At 43.6% G+C, this 23,202-nt stretch carries 20 protein-coding genes and 1 pseudogene; 12 read left to right on the forward strand and 9 right to left on the reverse strand.

Features of this window, described 5'->3' with window-relative positions; translation table 11 throughout:
• Positions 1 to 26: 26 nt before the first annotated feature.
• From V7K49_RS25675 to V7K49_RS25685, 3 genes and pseudogenes are all read right to left on the reverse strand, one after another.
• Positions 27 to 1,253 carry a type II secretion system F family protein gene (locus V7K49_RS25675; RefSeq protein WP_334868229.1) on the reverse strand — a complete coding sequence of 409 codons (1,227 nt, stop codon included), beginning with the start codon at positions 1,251 to 1,253 and terminating at the stop codon, positions 27 to 29.
• A gap of 75 nt (positions 1,254 to 1,328) precedes the next feature.
• Positions 1,329 to 2,456, reverse strand: a pseudogene (locus V7K49_RS25680) (type IV pilus twitching motility protein PilT); the annotation flags it as partial.
• 147 nt (positions 2,457 to 2,603) lie between these two features.
• Complete coding sequence (locus V7K49_RS25685; RefSeq protein WP_335208161.1) at positions 2,604 to 4,616, reverse strand: GspE/PulE family protein; 2,013 nt, start codon at positions 4,614 to 4,616, stop codon at positions 2,604 to 2,606.
• Between the two features lie 812 nt (positions 4,617 to 5,428).
• On the opposite strand from V7K49_RS25685, the gene grpE reads away from it, so the two are divergent.
• Positions 5,429 to 6,178, forward strand: a complete 750-nt coding sequence (grpE, locus tag V7K49_RS25690) for a nucleotide exchange factor GrpE (protein WP_334868224.1) — start codon at positions 5,429 to 5,431, stop codon at positions 6,176 to 6,178.
• A gap of 246 nt (positions 6,179 to 6,424) precedes the next feature.
• The gene (gene dnaK / locus V7K49_RS25695; protein ID WP_335208162.1) at positions 6,425 to 8,383 is read left to right on the forward strand and encodes a molecular chaperone DnaK; all 1,959 of its coding nucleotides are present in this window, start codon (positions 6,425 to 6,427) and stop codon (positions 8,381 to 8,383) included.
• Positions 8,384 to 8,890: 507 nt separating this feature from the next.
• Here dnaK and V7K49_RS25700 read toward each other — a convergent pair.
• Positions 8,891 to 9,151, reverse strand: a complete 261-nt coding sequence (locus tag V7K49_RS25700; RefSeq protein WP_335208163.1) for a hypothetical protein — start codon at positions 9,149 to 9,151, stop codon at positions 8,891 to 8,893.
• A 166-nt stretch (positions 9,152 to 9,317) separates the two neighbouring features.
• Here V7K49_RS25700 and dnaJ point away from each other — a divergent pair, with 166 nt between their 5' ends.
• The 6 genes from dnaJ to V7K49_RS25730 all read left to right on the forward strand — a co-directional run bounded on the left by dnaJ (position 9,318) and on the right by V7K49_RS25730 (position 14,415).
• Positions 9,318 to 10,448: a molecular chaperone DnaJ gene (gene dnaJ, locus V7K49_RS25705; RefSeq protein WP_273766366.1), complete on the forward strand. Its 1,131-nt coding sequence runs from the start codon at positions 9,318 to 9,320 to the stop codon at positions 10,446 to 10,448.
• On the forward strand, positions 10,448 to 10,705 hold the full coding sequence (locus V7K49_RS25710) for a sulfurtransferase TusA family protein (protein ID WP_273766365.1): 258 nt from the start codon (positions 10,448 to 10,450) through the stop codon (positions 10,703 to 10,705). Before dnaJ ends, V7K49_RS25710 begins: the two co-directional genes overlap by 1 nt.
• Positions 10,702 to 11,802, forward strand: coding sequence for a small ribosomal subunit biogenesis GTPase RsgA (rsgA, locus tag V7K49_RS25715; RefSeq protein ID WP_335208164.1), 1,101 nt, complete (start codon positions 10,702 to 10,704; stop codon positions 11,800 to 11,802). Before V7K49_RS25710 ends, rsgA begins: the two co-directional genes overlap by 4 nt.
• A gap of 581 nt (positions 11,803 to 12,383) precedes the next feature.
• Positions 12,384 to 13,973, forward strand: a complete 1,590-nt coding sequence (locus tag V7K49_RS25720; RefSeq protein WP_335208165.1) for a glycoside hydrolase family 57 protein — start codon at positions 12,384 to 12,386, stop codon at positions 13,971 to 13,973.
• A 63-nt stretch (positions 13,974 to 14,036) separates the two neighbouring features.
• A complete protein-coding gene (locus V7K49_RS25725; protein WP_335208166.1) occupies positions 14,037 to 14,234 on the forward strand; it encodes a DUF6888 family protein in 198 nt (65 codons plus the stop codon).
• Positions 14,218 to 14,415, forward strand: a complete 198-nt coding sequence (locus tag V7K49_RS25730; RefSeq protein ID WP_334868211.1) for a DUF6887 family protein — start codon at positions 14,218 to 14,220, stop codon at positions 14,413 to 14,415. Before V7K49_RS25725 ends, V7K49_RS25730 begins: the two co-directional genes overlap by 17 nt.
• A gap of 53 nt (positions 14,416 to 14,468) precedes the next feature.
• On the opposite strand, the gene V7K49_RS25735 is transcribed toward V7K49_RS25730, so the two are convergent.
• The 4 genes from V7K49_RS25735 to petC all read right to left on the reverse strand — a co-directional run bounded on the left by V7K49_RS25735 (position 14,469) and on the right by petC (position 18,556).
• Positions 14,469 to 15,155: a Uma2 family endonuclease gene (locus tag V7K49_RS25735; protein ID WP_335208167.1), complete on the reverse strand. Its 687-nt coding sequence runs from the start codon at positions 15,153 to 15,155 to the stop codon at positions 14,469 to 14,471.
• A 292-nt stretch (positions 15,156 to 15,447) separates the two neighbouring features.
• Entirely contained in the window at positions 15,448 to 15,642 is a 195-nt protein-coding gene (locus V7K49_RS25740) for a hypothetical protein (RefSeq protein ID WP_334868208.1), read from the reverse strand.
• 1,179 nt (positions 15,643 to 16,821) lie between these two features.
• Complete coding sequence (gene petA / locus V7K49_RS25745; RefSeq protein WP_335208177.1) at positions 16,822 to 17,823, reverse strand: cytochrome f; 1,002 nt, start codon at positions 17,821 to 17,823, stop codon at positions 16,822 to 16,824.
• Between the two features lie 193 nt (positions 17,824 to 18,016).
• The gene (petC, locus tag V7K49_RS25750; protein WP_334868206.1) at positions 18,017 to 18,556 is read right to left on the reverse strand and encodes a cytochrome b6-f complex iron-sulfur subunit; all 540 of its coding nucleotides are present in this window, start codon (positions 18,554 to 18,556) and stop codon (positions 18,017 to 18,019) included.
• Between the two features lie 229 nt (positions 18,557 to 18,785).
• Between petC and V7K49_RS25755 the strand changes: the two genes are divergently transcribed.
• Positions 18,786 to 19,094: a DUF3067 family protein gene (locus tag V7K49_RS25755; RefSeq protein WP_334868204.1), complete on the forward strand. Its 309-nt coding sequence runs from the start codon at positions 18,786 to 18,788 to the stop codon at positions 19,092 to 19,094.
• 332 nt (positions 19,095 to 19,426) lie between these two features.
• Positions 19,427 to 19,804, forward strand: coding sequence for a hypothetical protein (locus tag V7K49_RS25760; protein WP_334868202.1), 378 nt, complete (start codon positions 19,427 to 19,429; stop codon positions 19,802 to 19,804).
• A 336-nt stretch (positions 19,805 to 20,140) separates the two neighbouring features.
• Here the strand turns inward: V7K49_RS25760 and tatC are convergent, their stop codons facing one another.
• Positions 20,141 to 20,935 carry a twin-arginine translocase subunit TatC gene (gene tatC / locus V7K49_RS25765; protein ID WP_334868200.1) on the reverse strand — a complete coding sequence of 265 codons (795 nt, stop codon included), beginning with the start codon at positions 20,933 to 20,935 and terminating at the stop codon, positions 20,141 to 20,143.
• Between the two features lie 446 nt (positions 20,936 to 21,381).
• On the opposite strand from tatC, the gene V7K49_RS25770 reads away from it, so the two are divergent.
• Both V7K49_RS25770 and V7K49_RS25775 read left to right on the forward strand, forming a co-directional pair.
• Entirely contained in the window at positions 21,382 to 21,612 is a 231-nt protein-coding gene (locus tag V7K49_RS25770) for a hypothetical protein (RefSeq protein WP_334724643.1), read from the forward strand.
• Between the two features lie 53 nt (positions 21,613 to 21,665).
• A complete protein-coding gene (locus V7K49_RS25775; RefSeq protein WP_335208168.1) occupies positions 21,666 to 22,523 on the forward strand; it encodes an SDR family oxidoreductase in 858 nt (285 codons plus the stop codon).
• The last annotated feature ends 679 nt before the right edge of the window (positions 22,524 to 23,202 follow it).

The following is a 23,202-nucleotide window of genomic DNA, read 5'->3' on the forward strand; positions in this document are numbered from 1 at the left end:
ACTCCTAACCCCTAACTATTAATCCCCTATCCCAACGTTTCAAATACCTTAAACATAGGCAGATACATCGCTAGTAAAATGGTTCCAACCATTCCCCCTAGAACTACAATCATCACTGGTTCCAAAATACTGGTCATTGCTTTTACTGCTTGCTCAACTTCATCTTCATAGAAATCGGCAACTTTCATCAACATTGCATCTAATTCTCCAGTTTCTTCTCCGATACTAATCATCTGAATTGCCATAGCCGGAAAAACGCCATCATTTTCTTGTAAAGCAATGCTAATCATACCTCCTTGTTGAATCTCAAGGCGGGCTGCATCTATGGCATTAGCAATCACTTGGTTTCCTGATGTATCTCGGACAATTTCTAAGCAAGTTAAAATTGGCACACCTGAACGAGTCAAAGAACCAAAAGTTCTGCTAAAGCGGGCGACCGATGATTTTTGAATTAAGTCGCCAAACAACGGTACTTTCAGGGAAAGACGATCAATTGTTAGGCGACCACCAGGAGTTTTACCGAATTGTCCATAGGCAATTTTCAGTCCGACAATAATAAACAGAAGGATAACAGACTTCGGACTTCTCAAAAATTTACTAGCATCCATCAAGAATTGCGTTAGAGGTGGTAATGTAATTCCGATTTGTTCAAAAATCGTAGCAAAAATGGGAATAAGAAAAATGGTCATGCCGAGAAAGATAGCAACTGCTATAAAACCTACGACCACTGGGTAAGACAATGCTGATTTAATTTGGTTTTGTAAGCGGGCAACATCTTCTAATAACTTGGCTAAACGATTCAATACTTCGTCTAGAACACCACCAACTTCGCCAGCTTGAATCATACTCACATATAATCCATCAAAGCAGTCAGGATGCTTCCGCATTGACTCTGAAAGATTCATTCCGCTTTGAACATCGATGCTAATCTCCACAAGAGCTTGTTTCAGTTTAGGGTTACTACACTGTTCAGAAAGTACCCCCAGACTTCTAACGATCGCAACTCCCGCATTCATCAAAACGGCAAATTGACGGGAAAAAACGGCTTTGTCTTTCACAGAAACCTTAACTAAGGAAGTCTGGAATTTTTTTAAATCAAAATTTAGCTGAAATCCTTGAGATTGTTTGAGTTCTTGGACTACAAAACCTTGTTCTCTAAGATTAGTACGAGCTTGTACCAAGGATTCGGCAACAATTTTTTCTGTTCGGGATTTTCCTTGAGAATCCCGAACACGGGCAACGTAGTTTGGCATAAATAAATTCAAAATTCAAAATTCAAAATAGTTAAGGGTTTTTCATCCCTTTCATCTCCCCTAACCCCAGTTCCTTTAATGCGCTCTGGCAGCCGCACCGGGTTTTGCACCTGCTGCCTGCGGTGTAGCAGTACCGATGAGACGTTGGATTTCATCTGGCTTAGAAGTCTTAGACATCGCGGCTTCAAAGGAGATCGTTCCTGCTTTGTAAAAATCGGCTAGAACCTTCTCTAGAGTTTGCATCCCCAATTTGCCGCCAGTTTGAATAGCTGAGTAAATTTGAGATGTTTTGCCTTCTCGAATCAAGTTGGAAATAGCGGGAGTGACAATCAGAATTTCTTGAGCCATCACCCGACCATACTCACCGGGTTTAGGGTTTTTCTTAGACACCAAGGTTTGACTAAATACCCCCACTAACGAGTTAGACAATTGCACCCGCACTTGAGTTTGTCTTTCATGGGGGAAAACGTCGATAATCCGGTCAACTGTCTGTGCAGCGGAACTGGTGTGTAGCGTGCCAAATACCAAGTGTCCTGTTTCTGCTGCGGAAATTGCCAAAGAAATCGTTTCCAAATCGCGCATTTCTCCCACCAGAATAATATCTGGATCTTCCCGCAGAGCTGCTTTCAAAGCATTAGCAAAGCTCTTGGTATCTTCACCCAGTTGTCGCTGGTGAACCAAGCTTTTAATTGGTTCGTAGACAAATTCAATTGGGTCTTCCACCGTTAAAATATGCTCCGCCTTGGTGCGGTTAATCAAATCGATCATGGCCGCTAGAGTAGTTGTCTTGCCAGAACCTGTAGGGCCTGTCACTAAAATTAGTCCTCTGGGCTTATCGCACATTTCCCGCACAATATCTGGCAGACCTAATTTTTCAAAGTTAGGAATTTTAGAACTTAATGCCCGTAAGCAAGCAGCATAAGCACCACGTTCTTTATAAACATTGACCCGGAAGCGAGCTAAACCCTTAACACCATAAGAACAATCCAACTCCCAGGTCTGCTCCAAGGTTTTACGTTGGGTGTTGTTGAGCATACTAAAAATCAGCCTTTGACATTGATCAGCTGTTAATACATGCTCACCTATGGGGGTGAGTTTGCCACTGATGCGGAAGTAGGGAGGCAAACCTGCGGATAAATGCAAATCTGAGCCACCCATTTCAATCAACTGCTCCATCAGGTCTTCAATCATCATTTCCATAGTTCTGCTTCCTTTTGATGTTTGTTTAGTTCATAGTCCAAATAACTCTTGAACGCCAGATGCTTCTCCCTACAGCCCTTCGGGCATCCTACGGCAGGTGCTAGCCTCTCTTTTTGGGAGAAGACCGCGCTGGCTCCCCTTGACCAATGATTAGTCTTGAAAACGAGATGTCATACAGTATGGACAATCCAGCCATTCTGGTTTCAATGTGGCATCGCAAGTCCGGCAGGTAAGACCAGTCTTGCGTTTAGCTTTTAATTCGGCTTCCAAACCAGTATCAGTAAACGTTACTCGTTCTACTTCTTCTAGGGTGGTAGCACCTTGGCGCACTAAGTCCAAACTGTAAGCCAGCAAGGTTTTCATGCCCTCTTCTATTGCCACTTCCTTAATCCGTTCTGTGGGTGCATCTTCGTTAATGAGAGTTTGCAGGTTTTCGGTAACTCGCATGACTTCATAAACACCACAACGCCCTTTGTAGCCGACACCATTACACGCTGGGCAAAGTTGATTTTTGGCTTTGGCTTCTGCGATCGCTTGTAATGTCAAACTGTTAGCTTTGTAGAAGGTGACTCCGACATCTGAGGAAGCTGATAAACCATAACGAGCCAATTCCTGGATGGTAGGAGTGTAGGGAATGCGACATTCAGAACATACGCGCCGCACCAAACGTTGAGCTAAAACGCCAATCAGCGAACTAGAAACCATGAAAGGCTCAATACCCATTTCTCCCAAACGAGCGATCGCTCCTGGGGCATCATTGGTATGTAAGGTAGTTAATACTAAGTGACCCGTCAAGGCAGCCTCAATTGCTGTTTTTGCTGTTTCTTTATCCCGCGTTTCACCCACTAGCAGCACATCTGGATCTTGCCGCAAGAAAGCCCGCAATGCGGTAGCAAAATCCAGCCCTTTTTCCCGAATCACCTGTACTTGAGTAATCCCTGGAAGGCTGTACTCAATTGGGTCTTCCACAGTACTGATATTAATACCGGGATCATTCTTTTCTGAGAGTGCAGAATACAGCGAGGTTGTTTTCCCAGAACCAGTTGGCCCAGTCACCAAAATTAGACCAAAGGGACGGCTCACCATATCCTGGACAATTTGTAAAGTCTCTGGATCAGTAATTAACTTATTCAATCCTAGTTGGGTGGAGGAGTTATCCAAAATCCGCAGCACCACCTTTTCCCCGTAACGACTGGGTAAGGTGCTCACGCGAAAGTCTACTTTACGTCCCTCAAACATCCGCCGGATACGTCCGTCTTGGGGTATACGCCGTTCAGCAATGTCTAGATTGGAGATGATTTTAAATCGGGCTGTCAGCGCCGGGATGATTTTTTTCGGTAGGGGATCGAAAGCTTCGCGCAGTATGCCATCCTTCCGAAAGCGAATGCGTAAGTTTTCTTCTTGCGGTTCGATATGAATGTCAGAAACGCCCTCATGCAAGGCTTTAGCCAGGATTCTGTTAACTAGGTTGATGACTGGGGCATCCTCTGCACCCTTCATCGCTGCCCCTAGATCAGCCTCCATTTCTTCAGGAGCATCCTGAATATCGAGATTTCCGAGGTTTTCTAAATCCTGATTAATATCTGTAAACTTTGCTTGTTCCAGGTGCTTTTGCTTAACAGCCATTTCATCCAGGTATTGGTTGATTAGCTGCTGGTAGTCTTCCTGTGTAATCACCATCCGCTGCAATGCCAAGCCTTGGGGGCGCAAGATGCGGTTCAGGTCATCGGAAGCCTCTAGATTATCTGGAGCGACCATCGCCACTAAAACTGAGGGCGGGGTTTGGTCTTCGTGTTTCGACAGTGGTACTAAACGATGGCGACGACAGATATCTACTGGAATGAGGGTTTCAATCAGGTTCCCGATCATCGTGTTGCCAAGCTGGTTGACTTCCGGATCGAGGAATTCAACACCATATAGTATTTTAAGTTCAAATAGCTGCTGTTTTTTATATTGCCTGAGCAACTCAGGCGATAGTTGTTGCCCAGTGATTGACTCTAGTACTTCCGTTAAGGGTCTGCCAGATTTGCGGCTTTCAATTAGTGCCTGCCTCATCTGTTCGGTATTGGCATAGCCAGATTGCACTAGCTTGTTGCCGAAAGGCGAAAACTCTGTTCTGGTAGTTAGAGCGGTACTGCGCCGTTGTGGTGACAAGTAAGTCATAAATGAGCAATTGATTTGGGAAACCTCTGCTTAAAGTATTCCCCTACTGTGAGACAGAATTCTCATTTACCAAAAAGTCCTAGTGCAGGCAAAAGTTTGCCTACCTTTGATAAGGGGCTTAACAAGGGATTTTGCCCCAAGCCTTGTTAATTGAGATGATAAGTAAGTTGGCCTAAATAAAGCAAACTATATAAAGAAAATAAAGCTCTGTAATTTGCTTGTAGTAAGCGCTTCAACGCTAAAAGGCTTACTACAAGCGTTTAATTTTTTACACCAACTTACTTAGCTGGATTTGAGCCAAGCTCTACTAGTCACTAAACTTCTGATCTGCGGTTTCGGTTGTTCAGAGTTCTCGCTAAGTGCTGAGTCAAAAAGAAGTAATAGCAGAGAAAATAGAAACTCCTGACTCGCTCAATCAATAAACCTTCAGTCATAGGGTAGAAGCCAAGATTCAAAATATATGACTCAGCACTCAACACTTAGCACTTTTGAAGGAATGACAATATTTGATAAATGGTTAAATTTTAAGTAGTAATTCCTGAAAAAACTGACTCATGAATAAGATGAGGAGCGAATCACATTTAGTGCCACTCTTCCAAATTACTTACTCCTAGAGGTACACTACTCGTTCGGGTTACCGCCTTAGTGGCGTCTAGGCTAACGTGTTCACCATTTGTCACAATAAGAGGACGGTGACATCATTTCCAGGAACTTGTCGGCAACAAAATCAGCCTCAGTGGCAAGTCGTGGATAACGACGGTTGCAAGCTGTGGAGATACACTGCCATAAAAAGCATCTGGAATGAGTAGACAATGATGGATGAAAATAGACAGATAAACAATACAAGCCAGCAATTGGGTGAACCAACAGAGGTAAAGCAAGCAATGAAGAGTGACTCCGCAGCCCAAATTAATTTCAATGAATCTGGTAATGAGGTTACAGAGCAAGTGGCAGCCCAAACCAATATACCGGGGGATACGGCTACTTTCAATCAAGATAATGGCGTCGCTGCAACTGAGAAAACTGAAGTGGAAATAGCAGCTTTGGCAGAACTGACTCAACAAATCGAGTCTCTCAAAACGCAACTAGAAGAGCGTAGTACTCAATATATGCGGATTGCCGCTGATTTTGAGAATTACCGGAAACGCACTAGCAAAGAAAAAGAAGAGCTAGAGGTGCAGATGAAGCGGAACACGATTTTGGAATTGCTGCCAGTAGTCGATAATTTTGAGCGGGCGCGATCGCACCTCAAACCGCAATCTGATGGCGAAATGACCATGCACAAAAGTTACCAAGGCGTTTACAAACAATTAGTGGATAGCTTGAAGCGTTTAGGTGTGTCACCAATGCGTCCTGAAGCTCAAGAATTTGATCCCAACCTCCATGAAGCAGTAATGCGGGAACCTACGGATGAACATCCTGAAGGAACAGTGTTAGAAGAGTTAGTGCGCGGATATTACTTGGGCGATCGCGTGCTGCGCCATGCAATGGTCAAAGTAGCTGCTCCAAAGGAAGATACACCTGCTGCACAGGAGGATCAGTCGAGTTCAGCCAACAGTTAAGCTGTAGTTGCTCGCCTCGCTGACCAAAAGTGCCTGGTTTCTTGCAAGGACGAGCATTGTTACTGAGACATTGAGAGGATGAAGGAGATGAGGGAGTGAAATTATCAATCAGCTTCCTCATCTCCTCCTGATCCCCTATCTTCTCCATTTCTAGATGCTGTTGTTTGAGCTAGCCTTGATTCGTAGCTCAAAAAGTTAGTCCGCGACACAGTACAGCAGAAAGACTCAGTAAAAATACTTATAATTATGGGAAAAGTTATTGGGATCGACTTAGGCACTACTAACAGTTGCGTCGCAGTTCTGGAAGGCGGTCAACCACTTGTGATCGCCAGTTCTGAAGGTGGACGAACTACTCCAAGTATTGTGGGATTTGGGAAGAGTGGCGATCGCTTGGTCGGTCAATTGGCAAAGCGCCAAGCCGTAACTAACGCCGAAAACACAATTTACAGTATTAAACGATTCATCGGGCGGCGTTGGGAAGACACTGAAACAGAACGCGATCGCGTCCCATATAACTGTGTCAAAGGTCGAGACGATACTGTTGATGTTCAAATTCGCTCAAAAAACTACACGCCACAAGAACTATCCGCCATGATCCTGCAAAAGCTCAAGCAGGATGCGGAAAACTTCTTGGGTGAGGAAGTCACTCAGGCAGTGATTACGGTACCCGCATATTTCACAGATGCCCAAAGACAAGCAACTAAAGATGCTGGCACGATTGCTGGACTAGAAGTCCTGCGAATCATCAACGAACCAACAGCTGCGGCTTTAGCTTTCGGATTGGAAAAGCAAGACCAAGAGCAGCTAATTTTAGTATTCGATTTGGGAGGTGGCACTTTCGACGTATCGATCCTGCAACTAGGGGATGGAGTTTTTGAAGTTAAGGCGACTTGTGGTAACAACCACTTAGGTGGAGACGACTTTGATAATGCGATCGTGCTTTGGATGATGGAACGCTTCCAGCAACAAGAGAAAATCGATCTTTCCCAAGATAAGATGGCGCTGCAACGCCTGCGGGAAGCAGCGGAAAAGGCAAAAATTGAACTCTCCAGCATGGTGAATACCTCCATCAACTTGCCGTTTATCACCGCGGATGACACCGGCCCAAAGCATCTGGAGATGGAACTCAGCCGCTCTAAATTTGAAGAACTCGCACTTGATTTAATTGAAGCTACCATCGAACCAATGATCCAAGCGCTCAAAGATGCGGATCTCAAGCCACAAGCGATAGATCGAATTATTTTGGTAGGTGGTTCTACCCGTATTCCCGCAGTCCAAAACGCGCTAATTAAATTTTTCAATGGCAAAGCTCCCGATCGCTCTGTCAACCCTGATGAAGCCGTAGCATTGGGAGCTGCTATCCAAGCAGCGGTGTTGGGTGGCGAAGTCGATAATCTCTTACTATTGGATATCACCCCTCTCTCTTTGGGAATTGAAACTTTGGGTGAAGTGTTCACCAAAATCATTGAACGCAACACCACAATTCCTACTAGTAAATCACAAGTTTTTTCCACAGCAGTTGATGGGCAAACCTCAGTAGAAATTCACATCCTCCAAGGTGAACGGGCGATGTCACGAGATAACAAGAGTCTGGGTAAATTCCTCCTAGCAGGAATCCCCCCATCTCCCCGGGGCGTACCTCAAATTGAAGTCTCCTTTGAAATCGATGTCAACGGTATCCTTAAGGTTTCTGCCCAAGACAAAGGTACAGGTCGAGAACAGAGTATCAGGATTACCAATACAGGTGGCTTGAGTACCAACGAAGTCGAACGGATGCGCCAAGAAGCCGAACTGTTTGCCGAAGAAGATAAAAGACGTAAAGAATTGGTTGAACTTAAAAACCAAGCAGATAATCTGTTGTTCAGTTACGAATCCACAATTAAGGATAATAGCAACTTTATCGGCGACCAGATGAAAACTTTGGCTAGTGAAAAAGTTTCACAACTCCAAGCTGCAATGACTGACTCCAGCATCTCCACAGTGGAATTTAAGCAGCGCTTAGACGACTTCCAACAAACCCTGTTTGCAATTGGTGCCGATGTCTACAATCGAGCTAACAGTCCAAGTGATGACATTGAGGAGGCTTCAACTAGTCTCTTTACCCCAGAAATAGACTCACCCATGAATGGCACACTCATACCACAATTCAACTTTGATTTTGACGAAGAAAGTACTGCCCAGGTTGATTATGAGGCGATAGATTAGGGGTTGGGCATTGGGCACTTGTACTGAGCATCTCGACTTCTCTACGAGACGCTACGCGAACGCTCGATAGAGCCGGCGTCGTTGGCGCAGCCTCTCCAAGAGTTGTATTGGGGAGCCAGTGCGTTGCGGTGAGTCCAGTGCTCTCCGGCGGGTTTACCGCCGGAGAGCACTGGCTTTCCCATTGGGGGGTTCCCGATGCTCGTTGCGCGGCATCGTCTCCCTTTGAGAGAGGACTCGCTATCCGTTGTTCGCGTTGGCAAAGCCTCTCTAAGAGTTGCGTCTTTGAACAGGAGAAGCAACTGGCGTCATTGGGCATTATTATTCTTTCCCTGCCCCTCTGCTCCTTTGCACCTCTGCCTCTTTCCCACTCTCCTAACTTGCAGATTTTTATTAAGACACTTTAATATATCTAAATATATTGATTATAAATTTAGCGAAGTTTCACAAGACCCCAGCCGTTTGCTAGATTGTAGAAGCAAATTACTGTGAGCTAGGCAGTATGCCAGTTCAGATGCGATCCAAAGCAGATGGGTGGTTTTCCACACCTAATAGTGCGGCTAGCCCCTCTGGTTGATGGGCGGGGTTTTCCTCTGCTACGTAGCACAATTGTAAAAGAGACAGCCGACTCGGCAGTGAGAAGTCTGAGCAGAGGCTTGCCCTACTCCTAACTTCTGTAGCTTTTGTCGTCTCCCACGAGGAAAGCACCTGTTGCTCAAGATTTGTCGGTGATTTTTGTAAAAGGTAAAGGGTAAAATCAGTTATTAACAAAAATTAATTTTATCTTCTGCCTGGCCTTTGGCAAGCCACCCTCTGAAGGACACTGCATTGCTCTTCCAGAGCTATAGGCATAACGCCTTCCCGTAGGGTAGCAAGTGGCCATGAGTGACGTTCTACTGCCTTCTGCTTTCTTCCTTCTAACTTTTACCTTTGCTATATGGCCCGCGACTATTATGAAATCCTGGGTGTCTCTCGTGACACCGACAAAGAAGAAATCAAACAAGCCTATCGCCGTTTAGCCCGGAAGTATCACCCAGATGTGAACAAAGAACCCGGGGCGGAGGATCGCTTTAAAGAAATTAACCGCGCTTATGAGGTGCTCTCGGAACCAGAAACCCGCGCTCGTTATGATCGCTTTGGTCCAGAGGGTGTCTCAGGTGCTGCTGGCGCTGGCTTCCAAGATGTCGGCGATATGGGCGGTTTTGCCGATATCTTTGAAAGCATTTTTAGTGGCTTTGCTGGCGGTATGGGTAGTCCCACCCAACAAAGACGGCGCAGTGGGCCTGCCAGAGGTGATGACCTGCGGCTAGACTTGAAGTTAGACTTTCGGGAAGCGGTATTTGGCGGTGAAAAAGAAATTCGCATTTCACATCTAGAAAATTGTGAAGTCTGTAGCGGTTCTGGTGCTAAACCTGGAACCCGCCCTCGGACTTGTTCTACTTGTAGCGGATCGGGTCAAGTCCGCCGTGTGACCAGAACACCCTTTGGCAGTTTCACCCAAGTCTCGACTTGTCCCACCTGTAATGGAACAGGGATGGTAATTGAAGATAAGTGTGATGCCTGTGATGGTAAGGGCGCAAATCAAGTAACGAAGAAACTCAAAATTACCATTCCAGCTGGGGTGGATAATGGCACACGCTTGCGGATTTCTAGTGAAGGAGATGCTGGACAACGTAATGGCCCTGCTGGGGATTTGTACGTTTACTTGTTCGTGAATGAGGACGAGGAATTCCAACGGGATGGCATTAATATTCTCTCGGAAATCAAAGTTAGCTACCTGCAAGCGATTTTAGGTTGTCGGTTAGAGGTAGATACGGTGGATGGCCCTGTAGAACTGATCATTCCAGCTGGAACCCAGCCCAATACGGTGATGAAGTTAGAAAATCGCGGCGTACCCCGTTTGGGTAATCCCGTTAGTCGTGGGGATCACATGCTGAACGTATTAATTGATATTCCCAATAAAGTGACCCCAGAGGAGAGGGAATTATTGGAGAAGCTGGCTAAAATTAAGGGAGATCGCACTGGAAAAGGCGGTCTAGAAGGATTCTTGGGAAATTTATTTAAGTAATGAAGCCCTCTTCTGTTTTAACTCCCGATGCTCAACTTGATTTGCGCGGCACCCCTTGCCCAATTAATTTCGTGCGGACAAAACTACGTCTGGAGAAAATGCCATTGGGAGGTTTGCTAGAAGTCTGGCTGGATCCTGGTGAACCGATTGAGCAGGTTCCTGATAGTCTGACAATGGCAGGTTATCAGGTGGAACAAATTACAGACTGCACTGGTTATTTTTCTCTGTTAGTGCGCCGTCCAATTACTGGGCAATGACAGGGGAAAATTTTGCCGTAACTGGACAGTTATTGGGTACGGTGCTGGCTGTACAGGCTAATTTTTACCGAGTACAGCTGGATCAAGAGGATGGGGAGATGAGGGAGATGGGGGAACAAGATCCTCATCTTCCTTATCCCCCTCTCCTACTTTGTACTCGGAGAACACGCTTGAAAAAAATCGGGCAACAGGTAATGGTAGGCGATCGCGTTGTGGTAGAAGAGCCAGATTGGGCTGGGGGGCGAGGAGCGATCGCTGATGTTTTACCCCGCCAAAGTGAGTTAGATCGTCCGGCGATCGCCAATGTCAACCAAATTCTATTGGTATTTGCCGTCGCTGATCCACCTTTGGAACCTTATCAACTAAGTCGGTTTCTGATTAAGGCTGAGTCTACTGGTTTGGATGTGCTTTTATGCTTGAATAAAAGTGATTTAATTTCACCGCAGTCACAGCAGCAAGTTAGCGATCGCCTGCTTGGTTGGGGCTATCAACCGATATTTATCAGTGTCAAAGATGGCATAAATACCGACCAAGCAGCCAGATATTTGAGCAATAAAATTACTGTCATTGCTGGGCCTTCCGGCGTTGGTAAATCCAGTCTGATTAATACGCTAATTGACTCTCTTCAGCTGCGAGTGGGAGAAGTTTCTGGCAAACTGGCTCGTGGTCGTCATACCACTCGTCATATAGAATTATTTGAGTTACCTAGCGGTGGTTTGCTGGCAGACACCCCCGGCTTTAATCAGCCCGACATGGATTGTATCCCAGAAGAATTAATCCATTATTTCCCTGAAGCAAGAGAGCTGTTAGCAGTTGCTAGCTGTCGGTTTAGTGATTGTCTGCATCGAGACGAGCCTGAGTGTGCGGTGCGAGGAGACTGGGAACGATATGAACATTATTTAGAATTTTTGTCCGATGCGATCGCTCGTCAAACTCAACTGCACCAACAAGCTGATCCAGAATCCACCATGAAGTTAAAAAGCAAAGGCAAAGGGCAGAGTCAATACGAACCCAAGCTAGAAAGTAAAAAATATCGCCGTATTTCCCGGAAGACTCAGTTACAGGACTTGCAGGAGTTATATCGGGATGAGGAATAAGGAGTGCGATGTCTACGACAGGCTGTGACGCTCGATAACTCGCTCTAAGCGAACGCGAACAGCGTCTCTAAGAGTTGCCATGCCGCAGGCTTTACGCTGCGCTATCGCCTTTGGCGTCTCCCCTTCTCACATTGCCAGAGGCTAGCGCCTGCCGTAGGATGCCCGAACGCAAGAGCGTCTCCTGTCTTGAGAAGGGCTGTAGGGAAAGACTCGCTAACGCAACTCTACCAGACGCTCTTGCGTTCGCTATCGGCGTCGCACTTCTATGTAAAAGTTTGTCACGATAGCATGGATACTCCCCAGAAAAACTATCTTGTGAACGCTTACGAGCCATAGGAATTAGAACCTGAGTAAATATTTTAAGTACAGGATTATACAATAAACAAATAAACAGGTTTTACAGAGATTCAAAACTAGTTAACAACAATACACGGTGGGGGCACAACAATATTGTGCCCTTACAAGCACTGTATTGAACTCAATTGAAAACTATTCTTACGATCCCCATAAAGTCTTAAAATATTGTTAATTTCTGCCAAACTTCTCAACCTTCAACTTACAAGTATCACCCCAAAATCACTATGGCTATCGGCTACGTCGCGCTTGTACTCCACGCACATCTGCCCTTCGTTCGTCACCCGGAAAGTGACTACGTGCTGGAGGAAGAATGGCTCTATGAAGCCATCACAGAAACCTACATCCCTTTATTGAAAGTATTTGAAGGCTTAAAGCGAGACGGTATCGACTTTAAAATCACGATGAGTATGACACCACCTCTAGTGTCGATGCTTCGTGATCCTCTGCTGCAAGAACGCTATGACGCACACTTAGCTCAACTAGAAGAACTTATACAACTAGAAGCAGAACATAATGTCAATAATGGGCATCTTCGTTATTTAGCCGAATATTACGCTACTGAGTTTAAGGAAGCGCGTCAGCTATGGGAACACTACAAGGGTGACTTAGTTACAGCTTTTAAGAAGTTCCAAGACAGTAACAACCTGGAAATCATCACTTGCGGCGCTACCCACGGGTATTTACCGTTGATGAAAATGTATCCAGAAGCAGTGTGGGCGCAAATTCAGGTAGCCTGCGAACATTACGAACAAACCTTTGGACAAGCACCCAGAGGCATTTGGTTGCCTGAATGCGCCTACTATGAAGGTTTAGAGCGGATGCTAGCCGATGCTGGGTTACGCTACTTTCTGACTGATGGGCATGGCATCCTTTACGCCCGTCCCCGTCCGCGCTTTGGCACTTATGCCCCAATTTATACAGAAACTGGTGTTGCTGTCTTTGGTCGAGATCATGAGTCGTCCCAACAGGTATGGTCTTCTGAGGTGGGCTATCCTGGGGCGGCGGAATATCGAGAATTTTACAAAGATTTGGGCTGGGAAGCAGAATATGAGTACATCAAGCCCTACATCATGCCCAATGGTCAGCGGAAAAATACGGGCATTAAATATCACAAAATTACGGGGCGTGGCTTAGGTCTATCAGATAAGGCACTCTACGATCCGTATTGGGCGCGAGAAAAGGCGGCAGAACATGCTGATAATTTTATGTATAACCGAGAGAGGCAATCTGAACATCTCTATGCTATGATGCAACGCCCACCAGTTATCGTTTCGCCCTACGATGCGGAGTTATTTGGACATTGGTGGTATGAAGGCCCCTGGTTCATCGATTACCTATTCCGCAAGTCGTGGTATGACCAAGGAACCTATGCAATGACCCATTTAGCAGACTATTTGCGGGATCAGCCAAATCAGCAAGTCTGTCGTCCTTCGCAGTCAAGTTGGGGTTTCAAGGGTTTCCACGAATATTGGTTGAATGAAACGAATGCGTGGATTTATCCGCATTTGCACAAAGCCGCTGAACGGATGATTGAAATCTCGCATTTGGAACCAGAGGATGAATTGGGGTGCAAAGCGCTCAACCAAGCGGCGCGGGAACTGCTATTAGCACAATCTTCTGACTGGGCATTTATTATGCGGACGGGAACAATGGTACCCTATGCGGTTAGACGGACGCGATCGCACCTGATGCGGTTCAATAAGCTCTATGAAGACGTGAAAATCGGCAAAGTTGACAGTGGTTGGCTAGAAAAAGTCGAGTTAATGGATAATATCTTCCCCGAAATCAACTATCGCGTCTACCGTCCCCTATAGTCTCACATAAAGTAATCAACAGCAGTAAGGTGGGCATTGTCCACCTTATATTAGTAGTGAGGAGTGTTTATTTTACCAACAACAGAGCAAGCCTTAGCCTGTGTAAGGGTTTGTCAAATGCTGTCAAATCTTTATAAAGACATCCGCTTATTTCGATTTGACGACAAAACAGGAGAAGTTTACATCCTATCTGCGGATGAACTGCAAATTATTGTTTATCCCAATGGCGAATGGGAGTTTGTTAATGAACCCGAATTATGAGCAAATGAGTTTTACAGAATTGAGAGCTTATGTTGTGCAAAACCGCGAAGACATTGAAGCTCTACGTTTTTTTATGAGCAAACGCGACCCTAATTCTCCCAAGTATCCTATGCCTTTGACAGAAGCTGATATGCAAGCCCAGATGGAAATCATCAGGCGTAAGATTAATGGAGAGCTTTAAGATTATTGTCTAACTTCAGTAAGCAAGAGTAGGGTTGGTGTTATTTCTCCACCCTAAAGGCTATCTGGATCAATATTTAATTCTCGAAGTTTAGCAGCTAATCTTTGCGCTTTGTCTTCTGCGGCTTGTCGTGCAGCTGCTTCCTCTTCATGAGTTAGAAGTATTTGATCTGTAGCTGGATTGTAAAAACGCAGTTTTCCTGCTTCTAGGCGTAACTCTAGCCCCAAAACTTCACTGGGTAGGGACACTGTGCCATCTGGCAGGGTATTGGTTGCCACTGGGAAATAATTACCTTCGACCAAGTGTAAACCCTGGAGTTGGGGATTGAGATAATCGCCTGTAGGGTCATATTGAAAATATTCACGCACTCCTAGAAAGGCGTAAATTCCTTTCTTTGCCCCTTGGTCTTTGCTGCGGGTGGTTTTTGAGGTAATCTCTAGAACGAACTCTGGGGTTTTATTCTGTTCTTCCCAGGTTTTGTAACAACGTCGGTCACGGTTTTCTACTCCAAACACCACAAATACATCTGGTGCGACAACTGATTCTGGATAACCTTTCTCGTAATAAATAAATAGATTACCAGCCACGTATACATTTGGACGATTTTGGAAATAAATCCGTAGCGCATTTCTTGCATAAGTCAGGTAACTGCACTGGATATCTCCTTCAGCCATTGGCTTACCGTCCTCATCTGGATACTCAATTGGGGTAACGGGGATATACTCTACTGAGGCTGTCATGGGTAGTACCTCAACTCAACTAGGCTAGATTCAATTTAACCCTAATTTTAAGTTGTAGGTACTAGACATTAAAAAGAAGGTGTATTGCTCACCCTCTGGAACTAAAGCATATATCCCATTAATAAATTTAGGGATTTGCTATAAATCTAAAGCGAACTTTTACAGAATTGCCAACAACCCTTCGGAAAGCCGCCTCTATCAAAAGGGATTTTTCCCTTGCCTGTAGTCGATAGCCTTCAGGAATAGAAATTTCAGCTTCTAATCTGTTAAAACACAGTAACTGGCACTTGTTTTAGAATAGAAATTCTCGTGGCGCAGATTGTAAGTTTTCCAAAACGCTCTGCCAAATCTTCAGAGACTGAATTTCTTCTTTGAGTCTATAATTTTCTTCCAATACTTTTGGTATTTTCAGGATGGCTTCTTCAATTTGGGCATGATCATCTTTTTGCTGCGATAGTGTAGTAAAAGGTTTGGAGTATTGTATCATGGAGTTATCTTTTATTTAATAGCTTCTGGACTGCTTGGAACTACCAACACCAGGAGCATTTTTTTGCTTTATTATTTCTCATAAATAATAAAGCTGGGAATATTCACCTTTAGAAAAAATGCTTGGTGTTTGCAAATTGAGGATAAACCAAGGAAGCAAATATGACTTTATATGCAGACTGCCTTAGTAGGTTTAGCTGCCATAGCCATAGACTTTATGGTTTGAATTCAATTCCAAAAAGTATTTTCTTGTGGTTGATACTAATTAATTTATAGCATTAAGTCCGTTCAATTGCTAGCAAAATTTCCAGAATAAACTAATATTAATTATTCATTAATACAAGGAAAATTATGTTATAATATCACGCTATTTTATTTATTTAAGATTGAATTTGTAACTAACTTACAAACAATTATAAAAGATATTTGTCAATAAATTCTGGATGTCCAGAAAACTAGTAATTAAGTTACAAAAATCTTTTTAAGAGTTACGCATGGTATTGATGAGTAGGATAAATAGCCGAAACATAAAATAGTAGGTTGGATAGAGCGACAGCGAAACCCAACCTACGCCACTTTGTAATTTAATTACAATTGGTGAAGTTAGTGATATAGCTGTGTGCAGTTGAGTGAGATACAAAAACTTTGCTGAAATGATTTGACAGCAAAGACTTTGATTTTCTCATCCAATCGATAACCGTTATATTTACTTGCATAATATCTCTCAAGCCCTTTTTGAAAGGCTTAATTTTATTATTTTTAATGAGTGTAAGGAGAATAAAATCTTATCTTATAAGTAAGTCGGCGTTAAAAAATAAACCTATGTAACGAAGTATAAAGTCGGTAAAGAGCTTATAAATGAATCGTTATAGGGTTTTTACAAAACTCAACATACCTTGGTTTTCTCGTGCCGACTTACTTAATTTCTGTAATTTAATTACACAATCTGCCATTCATTACAAGTAAATGCAGTCATTATCTTGCTGAAATGATTTGACAGCAAGGACTTTGGTGTTCTCATCTAATCGATAACCGTTATATTTACTTGCATAATATCTCCCAAGCCCTTTTTGTAGGATTGCTATAGCAATAAAGTCTCAAATTTCTCGGCTTCGTTATAAATAATATAAAAAAAGACAGGCTTATTGCCTGTCTCGTAAGTAATGATTTAGAAAAGAATTTAGAAATTCATCTCAGCAGCTTGGACTTTCTCAACCTGCTTCTTCTTCAGCACCAGCATAACTTGAGCCAACATTACAAGAGCGATGAACGCAATCATCCATTTGACTCTAGAGACGTCTTGCAATACGATTTCTGCATCTGATTGACCGAATCCACCAACATTCGGGTTGCTGGTCAAAGCATCACCAGTTTTAACTGCTTGCCCTTCGGAAACAAGTAGTTCTGGCCCTATAGGAATCGTATCAACGACAACATCACCAGATTCAGGTTGGATGTTGATTAGATATTTAACGTTACCGTCTCCATCTTCCTCTTTGGCAATCTTGGTAATTGTGCCAGTAGCGGAAGCGTTGTAAACAGTATTGTTGCTCTTTTCACCAGTGGGATAAACTTGTCCGCGTCCCCGGTTAGCACCTAAGTGAACTGAATATTTACCGAAGTGGATGTTTTTATCGGTTGCGGGGTTGGGAGAAAGAACCGGGAAGACGATTTCCTGATACTGTTCACCAGGTAAGGGGCCGACGATGACGACGTTATCTTTGTCTTCGCTGTAGGGTTGGAAGGGAGTGTCGCCAATTTCTGCTTTAAGTTCTTCGGAAATACGGTCTTCAGGAGCAATCTTAAAGCCTTCAGGTAGCATCAGTACAGCTCCAACGTTTAAGCCAACCTTAGAACCATCGGCACCAACCTGCTGGGCGCTGAGATCGTAAGGAATTTTCACCACAGCTTTAAATACAGTGTCAGGTAGCACCGATTGAGGAACTTCCACTTCTGTAGGCTTGGCCGCTAGGTGACAGTTGGCACAAACAATCCGCCCAGTTGGTTCGCGGGGAGTTTCGGGATAGGTTTGCTGTGCCCAAAAGGGATAGGCGGCAGCAGATTGGGGAAGAGCTAGATCGCTGGTGAAGTAAAATGTCAGGGTAGCGATCGCTATGAGCAATGTTTTTACAATCGCTCTAGCACTGCGAGTTAACCTCGCTGTTATGAAAACATTTCTCATCTCTAATAAGGGCAACGATTCTCTGATGGATTGGTCAACAGCCATTCAATTTTAGATTTTGGGTCGTACCAAAGGTGCGCTCTCAGCGCAACTTGGATTTTGGATTGAAGGAAAAATCTAAAATCTAAAAATCCAAAATTGGCAGAGTTAGGAGTTAGGAGTCTAAAATTTAGACTTTTAACTCAGCACTCATTTAAGCCCACCAAGGTGCATCACCTGTGCGGAAGTCGGTTTCAGTCCAAGGGGTCAAAACGATTTTGTCGTCGTTTACATTGGTATGGGCCAAAGGCAGAGACAGAGGTGCTGGACCCCGGACAACCTTACCAGTTTCGTCATACTGGGAACCATGACAAGGGCATTTAAACTTGTTCTCAGCAACGTTCCAGGGGACTACACAACCTAAGTGAGTGCAGATGGCGTTAATGCCATAATCTTTGATTGCCTCTTTGCTGTCTACCACAATATAGGTCGGATCTCCCTTTAGTCCTTGGACTAGGTTGCGATCGCCTGCATTCCGGTTTTCTAGAAATTTAGCGACGCTAACATTGTTACCTAGCTCGTCTTTTGCCGTTACACCGCCACCAGCACCACCACTAGCGGGTGGAATAAAGTACTTGACAACGGGATACAATGCACCCAGAGCCACTCCAGTGACAGTCCCAAAAGTGAGCAGATTCATGAACTGACGACGCCCCATATCGGGCACGTCTGCTGATTCAGAAAATTGAGCCATAATCTACGCGCTCTTTGTGTATTTTGTTAAGCATTTTGACAAAAGTACTAGTACCTGAGGAACTCTTGTCTAAGTCGAAATGCTAGCGCTCACAACGATGCCATACTTCTCTGTTCCAAGATATATTTAGCATCTTTTCTGTTAGCATTACATTTCTTTATATCCTTATCATACTGGAGTCACGGAACTTAACATCATAACTAAATGTAAAATCTGATTGAGAAAAGCTATGACAGGACAGGAATTACATCAGATATTGCTTGATAAGTGGGGATACTCTTACGATGTCCAGTTCCGGCGGGCACAGGGAAAGATATTTTTGCAAGTAATGTGGAAATACCTGGAGCAAGCTTCTTTTCCCTTGAACGAGGCGGAGTACCAAGAGCATCTCGATAGTATTGCCAATTATCTTCATGCCTTGGGTGGGTCAATACAAGTACAAAAATTTATTGCCCAAACACGCGATCGCCCCCGGCTCGGCAAAGCTGTTAGCATTCCTCTAGATTTGGGTGAACGCGCTTCGGAATGGATATTATGACCTACTATTCCATTAATATTAATAATTTTCTGAGTAATCACAGTGTTTTTTATCCAAAAATACTGCATTGCCACTAGAGTATCAGTCCAATGAAACAGGAGTCATAATTCAGAATTCCGAATTGGTGAATACTTTACCCATAAAGGTATAGAGTTTTAATAAAAAAGAATATTTAATATTTATTTTGCCCACAAAGAGCAAGGTTTTAAACCAATATTCAGACGCTCTCTACCAGACCAAGGCGTAGCTGGCTTTTGAGCAGGGGTACGCGGACTCCTTGGCGCTGCCCTATCAAAGAGTCAGCCCCAACTCTTGGAGACGCTACGCGTAGCTTGCTTCTCCGTAGGAGTACGGGGAAGTCAAAAGTCAAAAGTCAAAAGCAGCGAATTGAGGAAGTTTTACCGGATGTAGATTTGGAGAACGAAGCTACACGCCGGGAAATGTTAATTGCGCCAATTGTTACCGATTTAATTCACTATTCCCACGCTAAATTACGAATTGAATACATTATTAAAGTTGATAACCGACTTCAAGGTAATTTTGATTATTTCCTCAGAACACAAACTAGTTTAATTGTGATTGAAGCCAAACAAGCAGATATAAATAGGGGATTTACACAACTGGCAACTGAGATGATAGCTCTTGACAGGTGGACTGATTCCACTCAAACAGAAATATTAGGAGCAGTAACAACAGTTCAGAGGTTATAGGGGATAGGGTGTAGGGTGTAGGGTGTAGGGAACCCACGTTTAAAAACGTCAGATTGAAGCAAGGATGCTGTATTTCTCGCGCTGCGCGTCTTGAAATACATCTTTTTTTTAACTGGGCTTTAGACCCTCCAACTTTAGTTTTTTATACCCCACACCCTTTTCCTTGTAATGTTTGGCAAGTTTGGCAGATTGTATCGACAGACACAGTGTATTGAGCAAGGAATCAACCTGTATCGTGTTACCGAAGAGTTGGAAATAGTGGTTAGGATCTTACTAACTGCACTCATCAACTAAGTTGAGATTTTTTGGAATTTGAATTGAAGCAATGCGATCGCATTATTTACCTGTAAGTTTTACCAGTCCAACACCACCGAAGTAAAGTGCTAAAACTGCTCCCGCTAAAAGACTTTGAGTCAGGGGGTCAGTAGAAGGTGTAAGGACGGCTCCTAAAACCACAGCTCCCATAATCACGTAACGCCAACCAGAAACCATCCGTTTAGACGAGACAATATTTAAATTACCAAGCAACAATTGGATAATGGGAATTTGAAATGCTAAACCAGTGCTGAATAACAGTAGCAGCACAAATTCAAAATATTTATCAATTGACCAAAGTTGTTCAACTACATCTGCTCCGTAGCTGATGAAAAATTTCAAAGCTGCTGGGATAAGCAGTAAATAGGCAAATACTAACCCCGCCGCAAACAGCACACTCGAACCCAAAACCACAGGCCCCAGTAAACGGCGTTCGCGGCGAGTCAGTCCTGGAAGCACAAACTGGATAATCTGGTAAAGAATGAAAGGACTAGTAAGTACGAAGCCAGTGTAGGCTGCAACTTTGAGGGAGACAAAGAAATATTCTCCAGGTGCAAGTTGGAGAAATTTTACTCCTTGTGCTGGAACCTCAAGTAGCTGGACAATCGGCTTAACGACAAAGAAACAGCCAATAATACCCACCGCTACAGCAATCAGCGAATAGAAAATCCGCTGTCGCAACTCTTCTAGGTGGTCGAAAAGGGACATTTCGATTTCACCTGGCAACTCATCAAGAGGATCAGTGTCTGAGTTGCCATATTCTTCTGGGTCGATGTTGGGAACGTTTACACTATCTACGTCTTGTGAAGGCGTCATGGGTCAGCTAGTAGGCAACATTTGTAACTGAGTGCTGAGTAATGAGCAAGATTTTTCACTCAGCACTTGGAACTCGGAACTAACTTATAATTAGTACTTATGCACTTGATATATGCCCTGTCCTTTGTGAACGGTCTTTTAACTCAGCACTCTTCATTATTTTATCCGGGGAATGCAGCTACCAAGATATGTTTTTGGGTGCTATAGGTTTTTTGTCCTGTTTTTTGGGGTTGCATCTGCATAAGTTAGTAGGAAGAAATCTTGTAGGCAATGCCTAACCTAAAAAAAGGGTGGAACCGATAATTTATAAATCACGTCTCTGCGGCTAGTAGGCTGGGTAAATTCACACAACATCAACATATAATACTCAGTTTTAAAAATCCGGTTCATCAAGGTGGCATCTATACATACATAGCGCAATCGGAAATTTTTAGCTGAGGTTGGGTATGAACCGGACAATTTGCATTGCCCTAATGGCATTGCCTGTTTATTTATACAATGTTGAGCTAGGCAATACTTGTAGCAGTGACGTGCCAATTGTCAAAGACCAGTTTCCCATAACACCTGCTCTAATTGCTTACAGTACAAATGCTCAGTCACGCATATTGCCGTGGCAAATATCAGCTAGAGATGACCAAACCGAAGATTGCCTTCGGGCTGGTACTTGCAAGGATTGATACTAATTCGTAATTCGTAATTACGGCAGTCCCATAATCAAAACAGGAAATTAATGGTTGTAGAAAATCAAGGGACAGTTATGGTTACAGGAGCATCAACAGGAATTGGTCAGGCGTGTGCTTTGCTTTTAGACCTGTTGGGCTTCTCTGTTTTTGCTGGCGTGCGTCAAGATATTGATGCTCAAACACTTAAACAGAAAGGGTCACAAAGGCTCATTCCAATTTTTTTAGATGTTACTGACCCTGAATCGATCGCATCTGCGGTTGATAAAGTAACAAATGCAGTCGGTGGTGGGGGAATTTTAGGTTTAGTGAATAATGCCGGAATTGCTGTCCCTGGCCCCTTAGAATTATTACCGATCGCAGAATTTCAATACCAGATGCAGGTTAATGTCACCGGACAATTAGCAGTAACACAAGCATTTCTTCCTCTCTTACGCCAAAGTCGGGGTCGAATTGTGAATATGGGTTCCATTTCTGGTAGAAGTCCGACGCCGTTCCTGGGAGCTTACAATGCTTCCAAATTTGCGCTTGTTGCCCTCACTGATGTCATGCGGATGGAGTTACGTCCTTGGGGAATCTCGGTTTCAATTATTGAACCTGGTGCGATCGCTACCCCAATCTGGGAAAAGTCCCTAAGTCAATCTGAAATAGCACTGCAAAATTTACCACAACCGGCACAAAATCTCTACGGTCAGGCGATGAATATTGTCCGCAAGAAAATGCAGATTATCGCATCTGGGGGAATTTCTGCGGATATTGTCGCTCAGGTTGTTGTCCAGGCGCTGACTGCAAAACAACCCAAGACACGCTATCTTGTTGGACAAGATGCCAAAATCGGATCTGTGCTGAAGCATATTTTGCCTGACAAGCTGCATGACAAGATAATTTTATACTCAATGGGGTTGTAGATTATTTCCTTCTCAGTTCACCGATTCTCACTACTTCAGGGGTTATCACCCTAAATGCAGAATCTGTCATGAACAAAATTATGATTTTCATGAACAAAATCGTGATTTTCGTCACCAGCGTTATGTTGATTTAGGAACGAGATTAGAATTTAGTGAAAGAGCCACCACAGTAGGGTTTAATTACCTGAAAATTGCTGTAACAGAACTCTATATTCAAAAAAACTTCAAAATTGTACTTAACAGTACGTTTTTTTGTGTTGGATATTTTTAATATTCATAAGAGTACCTTATTAAATATTAGTTATTTTCGCTAGTTATATTTATACTAGTATTTCTGCTTACTTAAAATCAAATATCAGCATTGCCATGTGTTACATCCAACCTATATATACAGCAGATTTCAAATTGATGCAGTAGATAAATTGGTACAACTTGGCAAAAATCTAGCTACCATCTGATTAACCAAGCAACGGGCAAAATCCCGTTGTTAAACATAGGCAAACTTCTGCCACAGTGTACTAGCTCTCAAAGCCATATAGAAAGCCTGTTTTACTCCTGACTCCTGCTGGATATGAATAATTAACCGGAATGCTGCTAGTTTAGTTAGTAGTTTGAGTGAGATGTACTTAAATTAAGGGATAAATTCCCTACAACCAATATATTTATTATTCAGCAGATT

It is taken from the genome of Nostoc sp. (genome assembly GCF_036919675.1).
Taxonomy (GTDB): domain Bacteria; phylum Cyanobacteriota; class Cyanobacteriia; order Cyanobacteriales; family Nostocaceae; genus Nostoc.